The organism is Desulfovibrio sp. JY, from assembly GCA_021730285.1.
In the GTDB taxonomy this organism is placed as follows: Bacteria; Desulfobacterota; Desulfovibrionia; order Desulfovibrionales; family Desulfovibrionaceae; genus Solidesulfovibrio.
Genome location: CP082962.1, coordinates 3,986,419 through 4,006,604 on the forward strand (window position 1 = coordinate 3,986,419; position 20,186 = coordinate 4,006,604).

Here is a 20,186-nt window from a genome sequence, read left to right on the forward strand (position 1 = left end):
CCCGGCACTCTCGCTTCGAGCCCTTGCCGTACCGTGGCAAGGGCTCTTTTCATTCGAGGCTCTCGTCCCGCGTCGGGAAAACCCGCGCCCTTTCCCTCACTCCTTGATCAGCGACTCCATGGCCGCATCCACGCCGGCCCCCTCGTGCACGATGGCCGTCACCGCCGCGAGCAGTTTCGCCGGGGCCGGGTCCTGGAAAATGTTGCGCCCGACCGAAAGCCCCGCTCCGCCGGCCGCCACGCTGCCCGCGATCATCTCCAAAAGCGCACGCCGCGAATCGACCTTCGGCCCGCCGGCAATGACCACCGGCACGCAGCAGCCGGCCACCACCCGGGCGAAACTGTCCGGATCGCCGGTGTAGGGCACCTTAACGATGTCCGCGCCAAGCTCGTTGCCGACCCGGGCGCAGTGGGCCACCACATCGGCGTCAAACTGGTTTTTGACTTTGGGTCCGCGGGCATACACCATGGCCAGGACCGGCACGCTCCAGGACGCCGCCGCCTCGGTCACCCGCCCCAGGTCGTCGAGCATGCGCGCCTCGGTTTCGTCGCCAAGGTTCACATGCACGGACACGGCATCGGCCCCGAGCTTGATCGCCTCCTCCACCGTGCACACCAGCGTCTTGGCATTGGGGAAAGGCGACAGGTCGGTACTGGCCGAAAGGTGGATGATGAGCCCCACGTCGCGACCGCGCGCCCGGTGGCCGCAGCGTACCACGCCCTTGTGCATGAGCACGGCATTGGCCCCGCCGGCCACGATATTGGTCACGGTCCCACGCATGTCGGCAATGCCTTCGATGGGGCCAACGGATACGCCGTGGTCCAGGGGCACGATAATGGTACGCCCGGTGTCGCGGTTGATGATGCGTTCCAGACGGATGGATTTGCCGATGTTCATGGTCGTTCTCCTTGGCTGTGTTATCGCCAGGGGTCCGGGGAGTCCCGGTCGACCAACAAAAAGGGCCGCCGGGCAATCTGCCCGCGGCCCCAGTCGGCGGTGTTGTGGATGCGGCCCTATAGGGCCGCGCCACCCGCCAAGCCGCGAGCGCGTCGGCCGTAATAATAATACGAACCGGCAAAAAGAGTACGCGTGGCGTTGGTGCGGGTGAACATGACTTTTTTCTAGTCCTCTCCCGCTTCCCCGTCAAGCCCGGGAATGGCGGCGAAGGTAAATCCCGAAGCGTCGTAACGGGCCACGACCTTGCCGGGAAACTCGCTTTCCAGCTCCGCCGCGTTGCGGTCGGCGTGGCGCGGGGACTCGGCGAAGTGGTCGTTTAATACGATGCCGGTGAAGGCCAGCTTGTGGCGCAAAATGAAATGGCCGTAGACAATGGCGTCGGACAGGCAGCCCAGACGGTTGGGCACGACCAGCAACACTTCGAGTCCCAGGGCCAGGGCGAAGTGGTAGTTGTAGCGCCGCGTGGCCAGGGGCACGCCGATGCCTCCGGCCGTTTCCACGAGCAGTACGTCGCGCTCGCCCGCCATGGCCTCGATACGCGACACGCACGCCTCGAAGGGAAAGGGATCGAACACGAAACAGGGCGAGGCCGGCTCGGTCGCCGTGTAGAGCGTGACGGCGTCTTCCCGGGCCAAGCCGGTCCTTTGGGCCACGAAGGCCGCGTCGTCGTCCTCGGGGTAACCCGTGGCCACGGGCTTGACGTAGCGCACGGACCTGCCCTGCTCAAGGAGCATCCCGGTAAAAAACGCCGAGAAAAACGACTTGCCGATGCCCGTGCCGGTCCCTGTGATCAGATAACGTTTCATCCCAAAACCGCCTTGACCGAATCGAGGGCGATGTCGGTCAGCTTGTCAATCTCTTCGAGCGTAATGACGTAGGGCGGCATGAAGTAGACGATGTCGCACAGGTTTCGCAGCCAGGCCCCCCGCTTCTTGGCTTCCTGGTAGATGCGAAAGCCCGTGCGCGCCTTCCAGTCGAAGGGGATCCTGCGCTCGGGATCGGCGTAGAGTTCCACCGCCGTGATCCAGCCCGTGGAACGGATATCCACCGTGTGCCGGTAGCCGGCGAAGCGCTCATGCACCGCCTTGTGCAGGTAGTCGATCTTGGCCCGGTTGGCCGCGATGACGTCGTCCTCCTCGAAGATGCGAAGCGTTTCGCAGGCAGCCGCGCAGGCAAGGGGATTGCCGGTGTAGCTGTGGGAGTGCAAGAACGCCTTGTCCTCCACGAAATCGTGGTAAAAGGCGTCGAAGACCGCGTCGGTGGTCAGCACCACGGAAAGGGGCAAGGTGCCGCTGGTGATGCCCTTGGACAGGCACATGAAGTCCGGGGACACGCCTGCCTGCTCGCAGGCGAACATGGTGCCCGTGCGGCCGAATCCCACTGCGATCTCGTCGGCGATGAAATGGATGCCGGCCGATGTCGTTGCCTGGCGCAACTTGGTCAGGTAGGACGGCGGGTACATGCGGAAATTGCCGGCGCACTGGACCAGCGGCTCGACGATGACGCCGGAGAGCACGTCCTTATGGGCGTCGATGGCCTCCTGCATGGCGGCGAAACACGGCGCGTCGCAGCCTTCGCGGCTGCGGCCGTAGGGACAGTTGAAGCAGTCCGGCCCGGCCACCTCGATCTGCTCCACGAAAAGCGGCACAAACGGCGCGGCATAGAGCCTGTCGCCGCAGACGCCGAGCGCCCCGGCCGTCTCGCCGTGGTAGCCGTTGGAGAGGAAAAGGAACCGGCATTTTTCGGGATGGCCCAGGTTGCGCCAGGAGGCATGGCTCATTTTGAGCGCCGCTTCCACCGCGCATGACCCGTTGTCCGCAAAAAAAACCCGCGTCAAACCTTCCGTGGCGATCGCCAGCAATCGGGCGGCCAGTTCCTCGGCCGGAGCATGGGTGACATCGGCGAAAATGACATGCTCCAGGCGGCCAAGCTGGTCGGTCACGGCCCGGATGATCCTTGGGTTGGCATGGCCGAAGAGGTTCACCCACCACGAGGAAATAGCGTCTATATAGGCGTTTCCCTCACGGTCGTAGAGGTAAATCCCTTGACCCCGATCCATAAAGACGGGAGGATAACTCTCGTGATCCTTCATTTGGGTGCAGGGATGCCAGATCGGCATGGCCTGTTTCCCGGAACCAAATGGCATGAGTACTTCCTTTTTCGGCAAACATATCGTGCCCGAGGCGGCCAAGCTTCGCAACTCGGACAGCTTCCGGACCATCCCGCCGATCGATGACGGCGCGGCCCGGGAAATCCTCTATTCCGGCACGCGACTTTTAAACCTCGCCTCCAATAACTACCTCGGCCTGTCCGGGCATCCGGACCTCATCGAGGGGTCGGTCAAGGCGCTCACGCGCCACGGCTGTTCCTCCGGGGCCTCGCGGCTGGTCACGGGCAACTTCGCCCTGGCCGAGACCCTGGAAGCGGAACTGGCCACGTTCAAGTACCAGGAGGCGGCCCTGGTGACCGGCAGCGGCTACGCCGCCAATCTGGCCGTTTTTTCCGCCCTGGCCGACCGCCACACCGTGGTTTTTTCCGACCGCCTCAACCATGCCAGCATCATCGACGGCATACGCCTGTCCGGAGCCCGGCTCGTGCGCTACCGCCATCTGGACATGGAGCACCTGGAAAAGCTGCTCATGCGGGAGGGGCAGGTCGACAAGAAAATCATCGTCACGGACACGGTTTTCAGCATGGACGGCGACGTGGCTCCCTTAGCGCGGATCGTCGAGCTTGGCAAAGCCCACGGGGCGCTGGTGGTCGTGGACGAAGCCCACGCCACCGGGGTGATCGGCCGGGGCCGGGGGCTTTCCGCCGCACTCGGGCTCTCCGACGACGTGGACGTGCATGTGGGCACCCTGAGCAAGGCGCTCGGGTCCCACGGCGGTTTTATCGCCGGCCGGGTGGAGACCATCGAACTGCTGCGAAACCGCGGCCGTTCGTTCATTTTTTCCACCGCCCTGCCGCCGGCGGTCCTGGGCGCGTCCCTGGCGGCGCTGCGCCACATCAAGTCCAACCCCGCCGACGGGGCGCGGCTGATGCGTATCGCCAAGGAAATCCGCGACCACCTGGGCGGGCTCGGCTTCGACACCATGGGCTCCACCACCCAGATCATCCCTGTGGCCTGCGGCCGCAACCGGGTGGCGTTGCACGCCCAGTCGCTCCTTATGGCCGAAGGGCTGCTCGTGGCGGCGGTACGGCCGCCCACCGTTCCCGACGGCACGGCACGGCTTCGCCTGTCGCTTCGCGCCGACCTCACGCGCGATGACTTAAAACGCATCCGGCTCGGCTTTTCCAGGCTCCGCGTCTCGTTTTTCCCATGACCGGCCGTTTTTTTCTTTCCGGCTGGGCCGGACCCGAAACGCTCTTCCCCGATTTTCCGAGCGGATGGATCGTTCGCGCTCCGTTTCTTGACGGAGACGAGGAAACGCTTGTGGCCGAAATCGCCCGAAGCGGCGGTACGGCGCTTGTGGGCTGGTCCACGGGCGCGCACATGATCGTCAAGCACGCGGCGAGGCTCGTGCCCCGCTTTGGCCGCATCGTGCTGTTCGCGCCCTTTGCCCGTTTCGGCGACAGCCTGCCCGGCCGCATCACCCGGGCCATGGCCACCGGCCTGGCCGCCGATGCCGAGAGCACGACCCGGGCATTCTGGAAAAACTGCGGCGTGCCGGGCGCCCCGGCCTGGAATCCCGACTGGGCCGCGCCCCTGACAGCCGGCCTTGCGTACCTGCTTGCGTCCGAAGCCACGGGAACGCCGGTCCCGGCCGGCAATGTCACGGTCTTTCACGGCAACGCCGACCGCATCGTGCGCCGCCAGGCCGTTTACAAAGCCTTGGCGTTGCTCCCGGGCGCGCGCTTTACCGAATTTCCCGGCGGCCACTATCCCGATCCGGCCGTGCTCGGGGCTGCGATTTCCCAATGACGACACCCATTCGCGGACGTTTCGACCGGGCCGGGGCCACCTACGAGGCCGCCGCCCGGGTCCAGCGGCTGGTGGCCGCGCGGCTGGCGGCGCTTTGTCCGCCGGTCCTTTCTGGGCGCGTGCTGGAGATCGGGGCCGGCAGCGGCCTGCTTACGCGAAACCTCACCCCGCGCCTGGCTCCCGGGGCGGCCTACGTGGCCCTGGACCTCTCCCCGGGCATGCTGCGAAACGCCGCCATGCCCGGCGCGCAAAAACTCGCGGCCGACGGCGAACACCCGCCCTTTTTACCGGGAACCTTCGATTTTCTGGCCTCGGCCTCGGCCATGCATTGGTACGCCGACCCGGCCGCATCTTTCGCGGCCGACCTGGCCCTTCTGCGCCCCGGCGGCGATTTCGCCATCGCGGTCTATGTGGACGGGACGCTTGGCGAGCTCGAAGAAGCGTCGCGGGCCACGGGCTTCGGCTCGATCTATCCCATGCGGCCGGCGGCCTCTTACAAGGCGCTCTTCACGGACCTGACCGGGGGGCTGGCGCGATTCGAGGAAAAACGCCATGTGGTGACGTATGGCAGCGTCGGGGAACTGTTGCGGGCGCTTCAAGGCGCGGGCGTCACCCACACGCCGGGGACAAAGGTGGGCAGCCCGGCCCGGTATCGGGAGTTCGTGCGCTATTACGCGAAGCGTTTTGGCGGGGATGCGGGTGTAAGCGCGACCTACGCGACACTCTATGCCTGGGGCCGGCGCGCCCTTGGCGCATCCTGAAGTATCCCCCGCTTGTCCAGCCGCCAGGCGTAATAGACCACAGCTCCGAACAGCACGATGCCGAACGCCTGGGCGGTAAGCGCCGCCGGGGCCGTCACCGCCGCCGGATCGGCCCTGAACCAGACCACGGCCGTGGAAAAGAGGTTCATCGCAAACGCCACGGCCAGCACGTTCACCGCCTGCTTGCGCAACCCCAAAAGAAGCGTCACCCCGACCAGCGTCAGCGCCGCGTTGACGTAGCCGATCACCCGGTCCCACACCGTGAACTTGGCCAGAAACGCCTGCTGCTCCGGCGTCAGGTTCACGCCGCCGGCCGCGACGAAAAAAAGCCCCATGATGATCTGGATCGAGCTGATCATATAAAAGAGAAAAATGACCCAGACCAGGATGGGCCGCTTGCGCTTGGGGGTCTGTGCGTCGGTCATGGCCGCCTCCTTTCTTCGGCGACACTACGAAGCCGGCGACGCGGCGTCAAACCTGCCGGGAGCGCGTCGGGCCCCGCCTCGACAAACCGCCCGGTTCGCCTTACATAAATTGAAGCCAGTAGCACGGGGGAGGTGGCATGGCGAAGATTCTGGTTATCGACGACGACACCCATATTCGAGAAGTGTGCAAGCTGGTCATCGAAAGCATGGGCCACGAGGTCACGGCCAAGCCCAGCCTGGGCAAGGGACTCGAGGCCCTGGATGCGGAATTTTACGACGTGGTCTACCTCGACGTGGACCTGCCCGACGGCAACGGCCTGCTGTCCATTCCCAAGATCACCGACCGCGACAAGGCGCCGGAAGTCATTATCTTCACCGGCGCAAGCTACCCCAACGGCGCGGAGCTGGCCATCAAAAACGGCGCCTGGGACTACATCGAAAAGCCGGCCACGGCCGAGTCCATGACCCTGCCGCTGATCCGCGCCCTGCAGTACCGCAAGGAGAAATTCGCCCACCGCCCCCCCACCGTGGCCTTAAAGCGCGACGGCATCATCGGCAATAGCCAGCGCGTGGCCGCCTGCCTGGATCTCGTGGCCCAGGCCGCCAACGCCGACGCCAATACGCTCATCACCGGCGAGACCGGCACCGGCAAGGAACTTTTCGCCCGGGCCATCCACGACAACAGCGAACGGGCCGAGGGGCCGTTCGTGGTGGTCGATTGCTCGAGCCTCACCGAAACGCTCATCGAGTCCGTACTCTTCGGCCATGCCAAGGGCGCTTTTACCGGCGCGGAAAAAAAGCAGGAAGGGCTCATCAAGCAGGCCGACAAGGGAACGCTCTTTCTCGACGAGGTGGGTGAACTCCCTTTTGCCCAGCAAAAGGCCTTTTTGCGCGTGCTCCAGGAGCGCCGCTTCCGTCCGGTCGGGGCCAAGGAAGAGGAGACGAGCGATTTCCGGCTGGTGGCCGCCACCAACAAGGACCTCGAGGCCATGGTCGCCGCAGGCGATTTCCGCAACGACCTGCTCTTCCGCCTGCGCACCATGCATATCCACATTCCGCCCCTGCGTCAGCGCGGCGAGGATATCCGGGAACTGACCATCTATTACATGAACGCCTTTTGCAAAAAGTACAAAGTGCCGCTCAAGGGCTTTTCCCCGGAGTTCCTCGACAGCCTCACGGAATACGACTGGCCGGGCAACGTGCGCGAACTGGTCAACCTCATGGAAAACATCATCGTGCGCGCCCAGTTCGAGCCCACGCTGTATCCCAAGCACCTGCCGCCCGAAGTGCGCATCCGCATCATGAGCGGCAAACGCCAGGAAGCGGCCAACGGCCAGGAGCTGGAACTGGCGCCGCAGCTCGAACAGCCCGAAGCCGCCCATGGCGAGATGACCATCACGCCCTTCGACAACTACAAGAAGGAAACCGAGTTCCGGTATTTCAAGGCGCTCATGCAGCAGGCCGGCGGCGACATCCACAAAGCCTGCGAGATGTCCGACCTCGGCAAGCAAAGCCTCTACCGCTACCTGCGCATTCACGGCATCGCGACGCGTCCGTAAGGGAATATGGAAAGACAGTGCGAGAGGGGAAACCCTTTGAAAAGGGTTCTCCCCTCTCGCGCTCTCCCTTTCCTAAACTTTTCGGCCAGGGGGAGGCCATGCCTTGCGGGTGGGAGGCGGGCCTTGAAAGATCCTCTTCAGGCAGTCGCGGCCTTCTTGTAGGCCAGCCTCCCGGCAATCCACGTTTCGTCCACGTTGCGGTCGTCGCCCATGGCCATGACGCCGAAAAGGAGCTCGGCCGCCTCGTCGATGGTGCGCGGTCCGCTCGCGTCCGTTGCGGCCAGGGACTGACGCCAGGCCATGGCCGCCTGGCCGGCACTCCAGTCCAGGGCCACGAAATCGGCCTCCTTGCCCGGCTCGAAATTGCCGAGAAGGTCGTCGAGACACAGGGCGCGCGCCCCGCCAAGGGTGGACAGGTAGTAGGCCCGGTACGGGGAGAGCTTGTTGCGCTCGGCCTCGGCCAGATCCATCGCGCGCGGGTCGAGGGAGCCGTCGAGCAACGTCGCGTTGCACATGCCGACCTTGTAGGCCTCCTCCATCACGCGCAAAAGCGACAAGGCATTGCCGCCGCCGATGTCGCTGCCCAAAACGACTTTCACCGGATGCTCGGGGTCCATGGCCCGGCCCAGCCGGAATAAACCGCTGCCGAGAAAGAAATTGGACAGCGGACAAAAGGCAATGGCCGCGCCGGCTGCGGAAAACCGCCGCATCTCGTCGTCCGACAGCCAGATGCCGTGCCCGGCGGTACACTTGGGCCCGAGCAGGCCGTAGCGCTCGTAGACGGCCGTGTAGTCCGGACAATCCGGGAAGAGCTCCTTGGCCACGCGGACTTCCGCCGGATTTTCCGAAATGTGGGTATTGACCCAGCAATCGGGGAATTCCGCCTTGAGCCGGCGGCTTTGCTCCAGCATGGCCTCCGTGCAGCCCACGGCAAACCGGGGCGTAATGACGTAGAGGTTGCGCCTCTGCCGGTGATAGCGGTCGATAAGGCGCCTGGACTCGCGGTAGAAATCGCCCGAACCGACACAGCTCACTTCGGGTGCGAAGCGGTCCATACCGGTCAGCCCCGAGAGCACGCGCATGTTGCGCCGCGCGGCCTCCTCGAAAAAGGCCTCGGTCGCGGCCGGATGGCTTGTCGTAAAGGCCTGGCAGGTCGTGGTGCCGGCGGCCAGCAACGCATCGAAGAAAAGCCCGGCCGCCTTGTCGGCATAATCGCGGTCGCCGTACTTGCGTTCCTCGGGGAAAACCCGCTGTTGCAACCAGTCGAGCAGATGCCTGCCATAGGCCCCCATCACGCGCAGCTGGGGAAAATGGACATGGCCGTCGATAAAGCCCGGCAAGAGAAGCCGGCCCGGCAAGGAGACGATCTCCACGCCTGGGTGGCGGGGCGAAACGTCCTCGAACAGGCCGAAATCGCGTATCATCCCGTTCTCGACGACCAGAAGGCCATCGCGCAGGAAACGGGCCGCCTCATGCTCCTTGCCGGCATGCTTCCAGGGATCGTCCAGGAAGTCGAAAAACATGCCGCGAATGGCGCATCGCGATGCGCCGCCTTTCTCCATCACCGCTTTCTCCTGCGCTTTGCCGAAAGGCCACCGCGCGCCCGGTTTCGGGTACCGGACCCCGGTCTAGCAATACTCGCGCGGATTGAGGCCGAACAAACAGAACACCTCGTAGGGGATCGTCTCCCACCAGGTGGCCAGGTCGTCGGCCGTAATCGTGCCCGGTCCCTCGCCGCCGAGCAGGTGGATCACATCCCCCGGCGCGGCGTCCACGCCCGTGATGTCGACGGCGGTGAGCTGCATGCACACCCGGCCGACGATGGGCACGCGCCTGCCGGCCAGACACATGTAGCCCCGGTTGGACAGTCCCCGGCTGTAGGCGTCGGCGTAGCCCGCCGCCACGATGGCCACCCGCATGTCGCGCTCGGCCGTGTAGGTCCGGCCGTAGCTGATGGAACAGCCGCAGGCCAGGTCGTGCACCGAAACGATACGCGTCGTCGTCTCCATGGCCGGGACGAGCCCCGCGCCGAGCGGCTCGCGCGCCGTGCCCGCGAAGGGATTGACGCCGTAGAGCGCAATACCGGCCCGACGGGCCTCGAAACCAAAATTGGACGCATGGGCCAGGATGCCGGCCGAATTGCAAAGCGAGGCCTCGAAGGTCAGCCCGCCGTCGCGCAGCCCCTGGCAGATGCGGGCGAATTTGCTCCCCTGCTCGCCCACGAAATCGAAGGCATTGGGGTCGTCGGCCGTGGCCAGGTGCGAGCTGACCATGACCACTTCGATGGCCGGCATGCCCGCAAGCGTTTCCAGCAGATGCGGCACGTCGCACTCGCAAAAACCCAACCGGGCCATGCCCGTGTCGAACTTGAGCGCCACCTGGGCCTTTTTGCCCTGCCCGGCGGCCAGGGCGGCAAGCCGCGCCAGCTGGTCGAAATCATGCACGAAAGGCGTGACATCAAAATCGAGGACCATGGCGTCGTCCTCGGGCAGGAGCGGTCCGACCAGGGACACGATGGCCCCGTCGCAGCCGCTTTGGCGAAGCGCCGCGCCCTCGGGCACGGAGCCGATGGCAAAGGCGTCGCAGCCGGCCCCGGCCAGGGCCTGGGCCGTCTCGATGAGGCCGTGGCCGTAGGCGTCGGCCTTGATGACGGCCAGGACATGGCCGCCGAAGCTGCACAGGTGCTTGTAGTTGGCGACGATGTTATCCAGGCGCACCTTTGTGCGCAGGTAATTGTAGGCGATGGTCATGGCGTTTCTCCTTGTCGACGCGGGCCTGGTTTCTACGCCCATCGCCGCCGCTTTTCCAGCGTTTGCGGCCCACTGGCCCTTCGCGTCGAGATGCCGTAAAAAGGAGCCATGCCAAGCGCCGTCAAACACCGCACCATTCGCGTCCTGCCGCCCGAACTGCAAAACCAGATCGCCGCCGGCGAAGTGGTCGAACGCCCGGCCAGCGTTCTCAAGGAACTTGTTGAAAACAGCCTCGACGCCGGGGCGACACGCATCGAGGTCTCCATCGACGGCGGCGGCCGCACGGCCATGGTCGTGGCCGACGACGGCTGGGGCATGACGCCCGAGGAGCTGTCGCTGGCCGTCACGCGCCATGCCACGAGCAAGATCGTGTCCATGGAGGAATTGACCAGCATCGAGAGCTTCGGGTTTCGCGGCGAAGCCTTGCCGAGCATCGCCTCGGTGTCGCGCTTTACGCTGACTTCGCGCCACGAGGCGTTCGACGAAGGGGCGGTCATCCGGGTGGAGGGCGGCCGCATCGTGGAGGAAGGCCCGGCGGCCCTGGCGCGCGGCACGCGCATCGAAGTGCGCGACCTTTTCGCCGCCGTGCCGGCACGGCTCAAATTTCTCAAATCCGAGGCCGTGGAGACCAAGCGCGCCACCGAAGCCTTCAGCCGGGCGGCGCTGGCCCGGCTCGACGTGGCCTTCAAGCTCTCCGTGGGTGGCCGCACGACGCTCCGTTTCCCCGCCAGCCAGACGCTCGCCGCGAGGCTTGGCGGTATCTGGCCGCCGGCCGTCACCGAAGGGCTCTTCGAGGTGGACTACGCCCTGGGCCCCATCCGCGTGCGGGGGCTCATCGGCAAGCCCCTTTCCGCCCAGTCCCGGGCCGACCGCATGCTTTTTTACGTCAACGGCCGGGCGGTCCAGGACAGGCTCCTGCTTTCGGCCGTGCGCGAGGCCTACAAAGGCCGGCTGCTGTCCCGGGAATACCCGCAGGTGGCGCTTTTCCTGACGTTGCCGCCCGAGGACCTGGACGTCAACGTGCATCCGGCCAAGACCGAGGTGCGCTTCCGCGACGAGCAGGTCGTCTTCTTAAACCTTCGCCGGGCCGTCGGGCAGGCCCTCGACAAGGCGCTGGTCCTGCGCACGGTTCCCGCGCCCGAACCCTGGGTCAAACAATCCGGCGGCGAACCGCCGAGATTCGCCTCCCGCCGCGATTTTCTCGACGAACTCGTGCGCACCGACGCGCCGCATCCCGACGAGACCACCCCGGTCGCGCCCCAGGTACGGGAAGCCTCGCCCGGCCGTCCGATCGGCCAGGACGTCCAGGACGCCCCGCCCCCTGCCGTCACGCCCTACCAGGCCGTGGCCGACAACCGCCGCCACGGCCTGCCCGCGCCCGTGCGCCACCTGGAGCCGCCGGCCGTGGTCCGCCATGAGCGGCATCTCGCCCAGGCCGGGGAGCCCGGCGACATGACATCCGACGGCCCCGGCACGGCTGCTTTCCCCGCCGACCAGGAACGCGCCGTGCCAGACGATGCGCCGGAGATCCTGCGCGCCCGCACCCCCGAGGAACTGGAGCCGTCACTGCCGCCCGGGGTGCGCTACCTGGGCCAGTTCGCCGACACCTACCTTATTGTCGACCTTGGCCGGGAGCTGGTGCTGCTCGATCAGCACGCGGCCCACGAACGCATCATCTACGCCGCCATGGAAGCCACCGGCTCGCGCGGCGACAGCCGCCCCGTCGGCATTCCGGTGGAACTGACGCTGCACCCCGCCGAACAGACGCGGCTGCAGGAGCTCCACAACGAACTGCGCGCCGTCGGCTTCGCCCTCCAATCACCGCGCCCGGGCACGGTCGCCATCACCGGCGCGCCGCCGGGCTTAAGTCTCGGCCAGGCCAAGGAATATCTGCGCGCCGCTCTGGCCGGCCAATCCAAAACCCTGCACGATCTTTGGATTCTCATGAGCTGCAAGACGGCCATCAAGGCCGGGACCAAACTTGCCGACGACGAGGCCGTGGCCCTGCTCGCCCAGTGGTCCAAAACACCGGAGCGGGACTATTGCCCCCACGGTCGGCCGGTCACCGTGCGCTTCGGCCACCGCGAGATGGAAAAGATGTTCAAACGCGGCAAATAATGAGAGGAAAGGCCCCGGGGGAGGGAACCCTTTTTTGTAAAAAAGGGTTCCCTCCCCCGGACCCCCACCCTCCCCAAAAACTTTTCAAGGGGCAGGTGTGGCTACCATCCCCCTTTTAAAAGTTTTTGAAGGGGGTCCAGGGGGAAACTTTTTTCAAAAAGTTTCCCCCTGGCCGCCGGAGGCAACAAAAAAGGAGCGACCATGCTTGCCATTTTGGACTATAAGGCCGGCAACCAGACCAGTGTGCGCCGCGCGCTGGATCACCTGGGCATCCCCTGCCGCATCACCGCCGATCCTTCGGTCATAGCCGATGCGGCGGGCATCATCTTCCCGGGTGTGGGCGCGGCCGGCCAGGCCATGCACGAGCTGACCTCGACGGGCCTGGACAAGCTTTTGGCCGAACAGGTGGCCGCCGGCAAACCGCTGCTCGGCATCTGCGTGGGCTGTCAGATCCTGCTCGACTACAGCCCGGAAAACGACACCAAGGCGCTTGGCATCGTGCCCGGCGCATGCGCCATGTTCAGCCCGTCGCTCACCGACGAGAACGGGCTGCCCATCCGCATTCCGCACATGGGCTGGAACAAGGTGGCGCTTTCCCGGCCCTGCGAGCTCTTCGACGGCATCGACCGGGAATCGGAATTCTACTTCGTGCACAGCTATTATCCCGTGCCGGAAGCCGGGTACGTCATCGGCGTCACGGAATACGGTCTGCCCTTCTGCTCGGTGCACGGCCGGAAAGGCCTTTGGGCGGTGCAGTTTCACCCGGAAAAAAGCGGCCGTCCGGGACTCCATCTGCTGCGCAATTTCGCCGCCTACTGCCAGGAGGCCTAACCCATGCTCTCCAAACGCGTCATTCCCTGCCTCGACGTTCGCGACGGCAAGCTCACCAAGGGCATCAAGTTCAAAGGCAACGTGGACATCGGCGACCCGGTGGAAACCGCCCGCCTCTACTACGAGGCCGGGGCCGACGAACTGGTTTTCTACGACATCACGGCCTCGAGCGAAGGCCGGGGCATCATGCTCGACGTCGTGAACAAGGTGGCCAGCCAGATCTTCATCCCCTTCTCCGTGGGCGGCGGCATCTCCACGGTGGAGGACATGCGCGCGGTGCTCCTGGCCGGCGCGGAAAAAATCTCGGTCAACTCGGCGGCGGTCAAAAACCCCGACATCATCAGCCAGGGCGCGGCCGCCTTCGGCTCCCAATGCGTGGTGGTCGGCATGGACGTCAAACAGGTGCCGGTCTCCGAAAAAATCCCCTCGGGCTACGAAATCGTCATCCACGGCGGCCGCAAGCCCATGGGGCTCGACGCCATCGCCTGGGCAAAAAAAGTGGAAGCCCTCGGGGCAGGCGAAATCTGCTGCAACTCCATCGATGCCGACGGCGCCAAGACCGGCTACGAACTGAACCTCACCCGCCTTATCGCCGAAGCCGTCACCATCCCGGTCATCGCCTCCGGCGGCGCGGGCAACCCCGACCACATGGCCGACGCCGTGACCAAAGGCAAAGCCACCGCCGCACTCATCGCCTCCATCGTCCACTACGGCGAATACACGATCAAGGAATGCAAGGACCGCATGGCCGCCCGCGGCGTGAAAGTCCGGCAGGTGTGGTAGGACAAGTATAAGGGGAAAAGACGGCGGCCAGGGGCAAAGCCCCTGGCCGCCGGAAGCACGCTCAGTCGACGGGATACGGACGGCCGGCGGGCCAGTCGGGCGAGACGTAGGTCCCGGACTTGCCGCCGGATTTGAAAAGCAGCTTGATTTCGCCGAGCACGATGTCCTTCTGCACGGCCTTGCACATGTCGTAGATGGTCAGCGCCGCCACGGATGCGGCGGTGAGCGCTTCCATCTCCACGCCTGTTTCGGCCGTGGTGGAGGCTTCGGCCTCGATGCGCACGATGCAGGCGGCCGCGTCCACGGTGAAGCGGACGTCGGCAAAGGCCAGGGGCAGCGGATGGCACAGGGGAATGAGGTCGGCGGTACGCTTGGCGGCCAGGATGCCGGCGATCTTGGCCGTGGCCAGGGCGTCACCCTTGGGCAGAGCGGCCTCGGAAAGCAGATGCATGGTTTCGGGGGAAAGGCGGACCTCGCCGCCGGCGATGGCCAGGCGACGGGTCTTGGACTTGGCCCCGACATCCACCATGCGGGTGCGGCCTTCGGCGTCGATATGGGTGAAGCCTTCGCTCATGGGCAAGCCTGGTTCAATCCTCGAAAAAATGTTTTCGTCAAAAATACCGGCGTATTTTCAACGCGACGCGCTTCTAGTCGAACTTGGGGACCTTGACCTTGTAGTCGATGCGCTTGGCTGCCGTAGCGTCCGCCTTGGCCTTGTCCTTGTCGCCGAGCCTGGCGTAGAGCATGGCCCGGTTCCCGTAGGCTTCGGCCATTTTGGGGTCGATCTCGATGGCCTTGGAGTAATCGGCCAGGGCCTGATCGGTCTCGTTTTTGGCCTCGTGGCACATGCCGCGCAGGTTGTAGACGCTGGCCAGATTCTGCGTATCCACGGACTGACTCGAACCGCCGGCGTCGATGATGTGGCTGAAGGCCACAATCGCCTCGTCCATGTGCCCGGCCCGGGCTGCGGTCACGCCGTCACGATAGTCCTCGGTGGGACCGGCCAGGGCCGTACCGCCCAAAAGCAAGGCGCCGACAAGGGCCAGCGGCAAAAACCGGGAGAGGAATCTACCCATTGTCAGTTCCCCATGGCCTCCTTGGCCTTTTTGAAGAAATCCTTGACCTTTTTCATAGGCTTTTGCTCGTCGAGCTTCTCGAATTCGCGCAAAAGTTCTTCCTGTTTCTTGGTCAGGCTCTTCGGGGTAACGACGGTCACCTCGACGAGCAGGTCGCCCTTACGGCTGGTGCCGGGCACGGGCAGTCCCAGCCCGCGCATGGAAAAGACCTCGCCGCTCTGAGTGCCTTTGGGGATGTCCATGGTCTCGTTGCCGTCAAGGGTCGGCACCTCGATCTTGTGGCCAAGCGCGGCCTGGACGAAGCTGATTTCGGTGCGCAACACCAGATTCTGGCCTTCGCGCTCGAAAATCTTGTCCGGCTCGACGTGCAGGATGACGTACAGGTCGCCCGGAGGCCCCCCGTGCATGCCCAATTCGCCCTCGCCGCGAAGGCGCAGCCGGCTGCCGTCGTCCACGCCCGCCGGCACGCGCACCTTGAGCTCCCGGACTTCCCGTGTGTATCCCTTGCCCTTGCACTGCCGGCACGGCGAGGTAATCACCTTGCCCTCGCCCCGACAGATCGGGCAGGTCACGGCGATGCGGAAAAAGCCCTGGCTCTGGACCACCTGTCCCGTGCCGCCGCACTGCTTGCAGGTCTCGGCCGAGGTGCCGGGTTCGGCGCCGGTGCCGCTGCAGGTCTGGCATTCGACGTTTTTGGGGATTTTGAGGGTGACTTCGGAGCCCTTGGCAGCATCGCGGAAGGTCACGGTCAGGTCATAGCGCAGGTCGTTGCCGGCCTGGGGTCTGGGGCCGCGCGCGGAACGGCCGCCCCCGAACCCGAAGAACTCTCCGAAGATGTCGGAAAAGGCGCTGAAGACATCGTCGGTCGAGCCGAAACCGCCAAACCCGTTGCCGCCGAGCCCTTCTTGGCCGAAGCGGTCGTAACGGGCCCTGGTTTCGGCGTTGCGCAACACCTCGTAGGCCTCGGCCGCTTCCTTGAACTTGGACTCGGCCTCGGGATCGTCGGGGTTGCGGTCGGGGTGGAACTTGAAGGCCATCTGACGATAGGCCTTCTTGATGCTCTCATCATCGGCGTCGCGTTCAACGCCTAGCACTTCGTAATAATCCCGGGGCATTGTTTCCAGCTATTCGGTTTCAGGCAGCGTCACGCCGGCCTCATGGATGGGTTCGGCCGGCAACACCTCTCCGGCGGCAATCTCCCGAAGGGCGGTGACGATTTCCTTGTTCTTGCACTCGATCAGCGGCTCGTAGCCTTCCCGGTACTGATGCACCCGTTTGATGGCCATCTGTACGATGAGAAAGCGGTTGTTGATCTTTTCCAGGCAATCTTCAACTGTGATGCGCGCCATGCGGTTCTCCTTGCTTGATGGTCGGGACGCCGCCTTGGCCGGCGCGGACTGTCCCCTTGGTAAGACGTATTCACGCCCAGTCAAGAGGGAGGGTCCGACCGAAGTTGTGCGCCCGGCTCATAGCATCCAACGCGAAACCGAAGTTTATATTCCAGAACCGGCAACCGCGTCAAGGGCGATATGCGTCTCCGGGCTCCCCAGATAGCGCACGGCCAGGATGGTGATGTCGTCGGACTGGGGCGCGGCCCCGGCAAAGGCGCGTACCGCCGCGAACAGGGCGTCCACCACGTATTTCGGTCCGCGGTGGCGCTCGAACCGGCAGGCATGAAGCAGCCGCTCCTCCCCGAAAAGCGCATCCGACACATCCATGGCCTCGGTCACGCCGTCGGTATAGAGCACCAGCGAATCCCCGGCGGTCAGGGTCAGCGTGCCGGTGCGGTAGGGATAGCCCGGCATGGCCCCGAGCACCAGCCCCCCGCCCCGGGGCAGGAATCCCACCCGGTCCGCCAGTCCCCTGTCGCGCAGGACAAGCGGCGGGTTGTGCCCGGCATTGGCGTAGCGCACCACGCCCGTGCGCACGTCGAGCACGGCGCAAAAGGCGGTGACGAAGAGCCCCGAATCGTTGCCGGCGGCCAGCTTGTCGTTGACCTTGGCCGCCACTTCCGCCGGGTCGCGCTCGGGCCGGGCATAGGCCTTGAAAAGCGTCATGGTGACGGCCATGACCAGCGAGGCCGGCACCCCCTTGCCCGAGACATCGCCGATGACCAGGAAAATATGGTTCTCGTCCAGGGCATAATAATCGTAGAAATCGCCCCCGACTTCCTTGGCCGAATCGAGCACGGCAAAAAGTTCGAGTTCCGGGCGCTCGGGAAAAGCCGGGAAGATCCTGGGCACGATGCCCATCTGAATGTCCCGGGCCACGCGCAACTCGCCCTCGATGGCCTCCTTGATGCGGCGGGTGTCGCGGGCCTCGAGCTCGTTGCGCACGATGTAGACGAAAACCGCCATGCCGGCGGCATTGGACACGAGCATGGGGATGGTGGCGGCGCGCACCACGATCATGGCCGTGTCATAGGGCTGGCCAAGGACCAGTCCGGCCAGCATGTGGAAGCCCTCGATGGCCAGGGCCAGGACCACGGCTTGGCCGGTGGTGGGCAGTTTGCCGTGCAGGCGCAGGTGGACGAGCCCACCGACGAACCCGGCCACCACGGTGGAGAGCGTGCAGCCGTAGCAGGTGGGGCCGCCCAGGGTGAAGCGATGGGCCCCGCCGATAAGCCCCGCCCCGAGTCCGGCCATGGGGCCGGCCAGAAGCCCGGCCAGCGCCGGGCCGAGGTCGCGGATGTTGATGACCGATCCGAGCAGGGGGATGCCCGAGAGCGTGCCGTAGATGGAAAAAAGCCCGAACACGACCATGACCACGAGCAGGTCGCGCGGCTTCGGCCGGCCATCGAGCACGGCGGCGAAAAGCCTCGTCCTGGTCAACACATAGGCCAGGACCATGATGACGCTGACGCTTTGCAGCAGACTGATAAGGATGGTGACGTCGGACTCCACCGCCTCCCCCCGTCCGGCCCTTAATAGGCCAGCTTGCCAAGCGACTTGAGAATAAGGGTCGCGCCCATGGCGAACATGCCCATCAGCCCCATGCCGCAGGAAAATCCCGCCAATAGCACCGGCGCGTACTGCCGCCATTTCTTCCCGTAACGCTTGAGGAAATAATAGCGGCCGAGAAGCGCCCCCACGACTTCGAGAATGAGGCCGTGGGGCACGCTTTGCCCCAGGCCCCGCACGATGCCGTAGACGAGCAGCACCGGCAGCCCGAAGATCATGAGCAGGAGGTAGGTGACAAGGCCAAGGCCAAGCCCGGCGGTCACGTACCAGCCGTTTAACGCCTGAAAAAAGAGCGAATTGCCTTCCAGGGTCGAGGTCTGCATAAGCAAGGTGTTGAGCGCCTGGAGATGCCACAATTCCTGGGCGTAGGGGTAGCTTGCCGAGGGGATCGGCGCAAGCTGCCAGATGAACTGCGAAAAGAGCAGGCTCGCCACCATGACCACGGGAAAGACCACGATCTCGGCCTTGATGATGCCGCGAAGGCTGGTGCCGGTCAGCTCGATCTCGCGGAAATCCACCGTGGCCTTGCCGTAGTTGTGGATGGGGATGGGCGCGTACCAGATCTCGATGCCGTGGTAGCCGAAAAAGCGGGCACCGGCGATGAAACTGGCCTCGCGCACCAGCGGCAGGCTCACGAACTGGCCGGCCACGCCCTCCATGCGGGCGGTGATGTAGGAGATGACCGGGGTGTAGATGAAACCGTAGAGCACGAAGAAAAGCCAGGGGAACTGGGGCACCAGAAACAGGCACATGCCGATGTAGGACAGGGTCGAAAAGACGTAGATGCCGATGGACACCCAGAAGTTGATGTCGCCGCGCGCTTTGTTGGTGGAGAAAAGCGCCTTGTAGGCCGCGCCGCCGACGCCGCCCTTGCGCAACGACTTGGCCACCTGCCACACGCCGATGACGCCGATGGCCAGGCCAAGCCCGATGCCGAACGACATGTAAAAGTCGAAATTGTTGGCGAAAACCGTTTCCACCGTGCCCATGCCCTCTCGCCAGCGATGCAGGATGCCATGGTGGTAGAGGATGGGGTTGCCCACGAAGGTAATGAGCAGCCCGACCAGTCCGCCGATGACCGCCCAAAACGGCAGCACCATGCCGGTAAAAACCAGCCCCAGGTCGAACTGTATGCCCGTGGCCACGGCCGGCAGCCACTGCTCGGTGTTGCGGGTGAAATCGGCCCAGGGAATGGGGATCAGGCGCACGGGTTCGGTGAATATGAGCCCCGAGGCGACCGGGAACAGCACATAGACCGCGCCGAAGGCCAGGCCGATCATGCCGCCTATGGAAAAGACCCGCCATTTCCAGCCCGTCTTGCGGTCCTCGGTGGATTCGGCCAGGGCCATGGTGCCGAGCGCGCCGACCGGGGCCATGGGAAACGGCAGTTTTTCGACGTCGGAGGTGATGCGGTAGAGCGCATAGCCCAGGCCGAAGTGGTCGATGCGCTGGATGATTTGCGAGCCGACCAGGAGCAAGATGGGCACCAGCCAGTCGCGGTGGAAAAAGGTGCGGGCGGCCAGCGACGGCGAATCCGGGGACGGGGCCACCCAGGCCGGGATAAGGTCGGTCAGGCCCAGCATCTTGGCCGCGTCGGATTGGACCAGATACTGGCTCCAGAGCAGGCCGTGGAACGGCGAGGCCATGGCCGCGCCGGCCATGTAATACAGCAGGAAAATTTCCTGCTGCTTGAGTTCGGTGTAGGCGCGCTTGGCGATCTCGGCAAAGAGGATGATGGTGACCCAGCGCGCGGCCGGGCCGATGCCGGTGCCGATGACGAGCTGCAAATACATGCTGCCCGGCATCATGAGGAAGCCGATGAAGACCGCCCCGACAATGGTCTTCCAGTCGAAGCCCTCTTCAAAGTGCTTCGGCGTCGGGAGCAGATCCCTATATTCGGCCAGTTCCTTATCGTCGTACATCGGCACGTCCTAACATTTTCATATTGAAAGGACTGTGCGAGAGGGGAAACCCTTTACAAAGGGTTCTCCCCTCTCGCGCTCTCCCCTTCCTAAATTTTCTTATTATTACGAGTAGACATACC

General features: G+C 64.8%; 19 protein-coding genes. 7 read left to right on the forward strand and 12 right to left on the reverse strand.

Going from position 1 to position 20,186, the window contains the following annotated elements:
• Window positions 1-96: 96 nt before the first annotated feature.
• From K9F62_17880 to bioA, 3 genes are all read right to left on the reverse strand, one after another.
• Complete coding sequence (locus K9F62_17880; GenBank protein ID UJX40544.1) at window positions 97-897, reverse strand: 2-amino-3,7-dideoxy-D-threo-hept-6-ulosonate synthase; 801 nt, start codon at window positions 895-897, stop codon at window positions 97-99.
• A gap of 224 nt (window positions 898-1,121) precedes the next feature.
• Complete coding sequence (bioD, locus tag K9F62_17885) at window positions 1,122-1,763, reverse strand: dethiobiotin synthase (GenBank protein UJX40545.1); 642 nt, start codon at window positions 1,761-1,763, stop codon at window positions 1,122-1,124.
• Window positions 1,760-3,076, reverse strand: a complete 1,317-nt coding sequence (bioA, locus tag K9F62_17890) for an adenosylmethionine--8-amino-7-oxononanoate transaminase (GenBank protein ID UJX43242.1) — start codon at window positions 3,074-3,076, stop codon at window positions 1,760-1,762. Before bioA ends, bioD begins: the two co-directional genes overlap by 4 nt.
• Before the next feature lie 25 nt (window positions 3,077-3,101).
• Between bioA and bioF the strand changes: the two genes are divergently transcribed.
• The 3 genes from bioF to K9F62_17905 are packed head-to-tail and all read left to right on the forward strand — an operon-like array spanning window position 3,102 to window position 5,640.
• Window positions 3,102-4,280, forward strand: coding sequence for an 8-amino-7-oxononanoate synthase (gene bioF, locus K9F62_17895; protein ID UJX40546.1), 1,179 nt, complete (start codon window positions 3,102-3,104; stop codon window positions 4,278-4,280).
• A complete protein-coding gene (locus K9F62_17900) occupies window positions 4,277-4,879 on the forward strand; it encodes an alpha/beta hydrolase (GenBank protein UJX40547.1) in 603 nt (200 codons plus the stop codon). The genes bioF and K9F62_17900 overlap by 4 nt, the downstream gene beginning before the upstream one ends.
• Entirely contained in the window at window positions 4,876-5,640 is a 765-nt protein-coding gene (locus tag K9F62_17905; GenBank protein UJX40548.1) for a methyltransferase domain-containing protein, read from the forward strand. The genes K9F62_17900 and K9F62_17905 overlap by 4 nt, the downstream gene beginning before the upstream one ends.
• Here K9F62_17905 and K9F62_17910 read toward each other — a convergent pair.
• Entirely contained in the window at window positions 5,604-6,065 is a 462-nt protein-coding gene (locus tag K9F62_17910) for a hypothetical protein (GenBank protein ID UJX40549.1), read from the reverse strand. The genes K9F62_17905 and K9F62_17910 overlap by 37 nt on opposite strands.
• A gap of 137 nt (window positions 6,066-6,202) precedes the next feature.
• On the opposite strand from K9F62_17910, the gene K9F62_17915 reads away from it, so the two are divergent.
• On the forward strand, window positions 6,203-7,624 hold the full coding sequence (locus tag K9F62_17915; GenBank protein UJX40550.1) for a sigma-54 dependent transcriptional regulator: 1,422 nt from the start codon (window positions 6,203-6,205) through the stop codon (window positions 7,622-7,624).
• Window positions 7,625-7,761: 137 nt separating this feature from the next.
• Here K9F62_17915 and guaD read toward each other — a convergent pair whose 3' ends face one another.
• Both guaD and alr read right to left on the reverse strand, forming a co-directional pair.
• Window positions 7,762-9,186 (reverse strand): guanine deaminase, encoded by a 1,425-nt coding sequence (gene guaD / locus K9F62_17920; protein ID UJX43243.1) that lies wholly within the window; start codon window positions 9,184-9,186, stop codon window positions 7,762-7,764.
• Between the two features lie 66 nt (window positions 9,187-9,252).
• On the reverse strand, window positions 9,253-10,374 hold the full coding sequence (gene alr, locus K9F62_17925; protein UJX40551.1) for an alanine racemase: 1,122 nt from the start codon (window positions 10,372-10,374) through the stop codon (window positions 9,253-9,255).
• Between the two features lie 108 nt (window positions 10,375-10,482).
• On the opposite strand from alr, the gene mutL reads away from it, so the two are divergent.
• From mutL to hisF, 3 genes are all read left to right on the forward strand, one after another.
• Entirely contained in the window at window positions 10,483-12,492 is a 2,010-nt protein-coding gene (mutL, locus tag K9F62_17930; GenBank protein UJX40552.1) for a DNA mismatch repair endonuclease MutL, read from the forward strand.
• A gap of 201 nt (window positions 12,493-12,693) precedes the next feature.
• Window positions 12,694-13,323, forward strand: coding sequence for an imidazole glycerol phosphate synthase subunit HisH (gene hisH, locus K9F62_17935; GenBank protein ID UJX40553.1), 630 nt, complete (start codon window positions 12,694-12,696; stop codon window positions 13,321-13,323).
• Between the two features lie 3 nt (window positions 13,324-13,326).
• The gene (gene hisF / locus K9F62_17940; protein UJX40554.1) at window positions 13,327-14,106 is read left to right on the forward strand and encodes an imidazole glycerol phosphate synthase subunit HisF; all 780 of its coding nucleotides are present in this window, start codon (window positions 13,327-13,329) and stop codon (window positions 14,104-14,106) included.
• A gap of 61 nt (window positions 14,107-14,167) precedes the next feature.
• Here the strand turns inward: hisF and moaC are convergent, their stop codons facing one another.
• From moaC to K9F62_17970, 6 genes are all read right to left on the reverse strand, one after another.
• Window positions 14,168-14,680: a cyclic pyranopterin monophosphate synthase MoaC gene (gene moaC, locus K9F62_17945; GenBank protein UJX40555.1), complete on the reverse strand. Its 513-nt coding sequence runs from the start codon at window positions 14,678-14,680 to the stop codon at window positions 14,168-14,170.
• Window positions 14,681-14,753: 73 nt separating this feature from the next.
• Complete coding sequence (locus K9F62_17950; GenBank protein UJX40556.1) at window positions 14,754-15,182, reverse strand: tetratricopeptide repeat protein; 429 nt, start codon at window positions 15,180-15,182, stop codon at window positions 14,754-14,756.
• 2 nt (window positions 15,183-15,184) lie between these two features.
• A complete protein-coding gene (gene dnaJ / locus K9F62_17955) occupies window positions 15,185-16,297 on the reverse strand; it encodes a molecular chaperone DnaJ (protein UJX40557.1) in 1,113 nt (370 codons plus the stop codon).
• 9 nt (window positions 16,298-16,306) lie between these two features.
• Window positions 16,307-16,531 (reverse strand): DNA-directed RNA polymerase subunit omega, encoded by a 225-nt coding sequence (gene rpoZ / locus K9F62_17960; GenBank protein UJX40558.1) that lies wholly within the window; start codon window positions 16,529-16,531, stop codon window positions 16,307-16,309.
• 144 nt (window positions 16,532-16,675) lie between these two features.
• Window positions 16,676-18,085 (reverse strand): SpoIIE family protein phosphatase, encoded by a 1,410-nt coding sequence (locus K9F62_17965; GenBank protein UJX40559.1) that lies wholly within the window; start codon window positions 18,083-18,085, stop codon window positions 16,676-16,678.
• A 20-nt stretch (window positions 18,086-18,105) separates the two neighbouring features.
• Window positions 18,106-20,064, reverse strand: a complete 1,959-nt coding sequence (locus K9F62_17970; GenBank protein UJX40560.1) for an OPT/YSL family transporter — start codon at window positions 20,062-20,064, stop codon at window positions 18,106-18,108.
• Window positions 20,065-20,186: the final 122 nt, after the last annotated feature.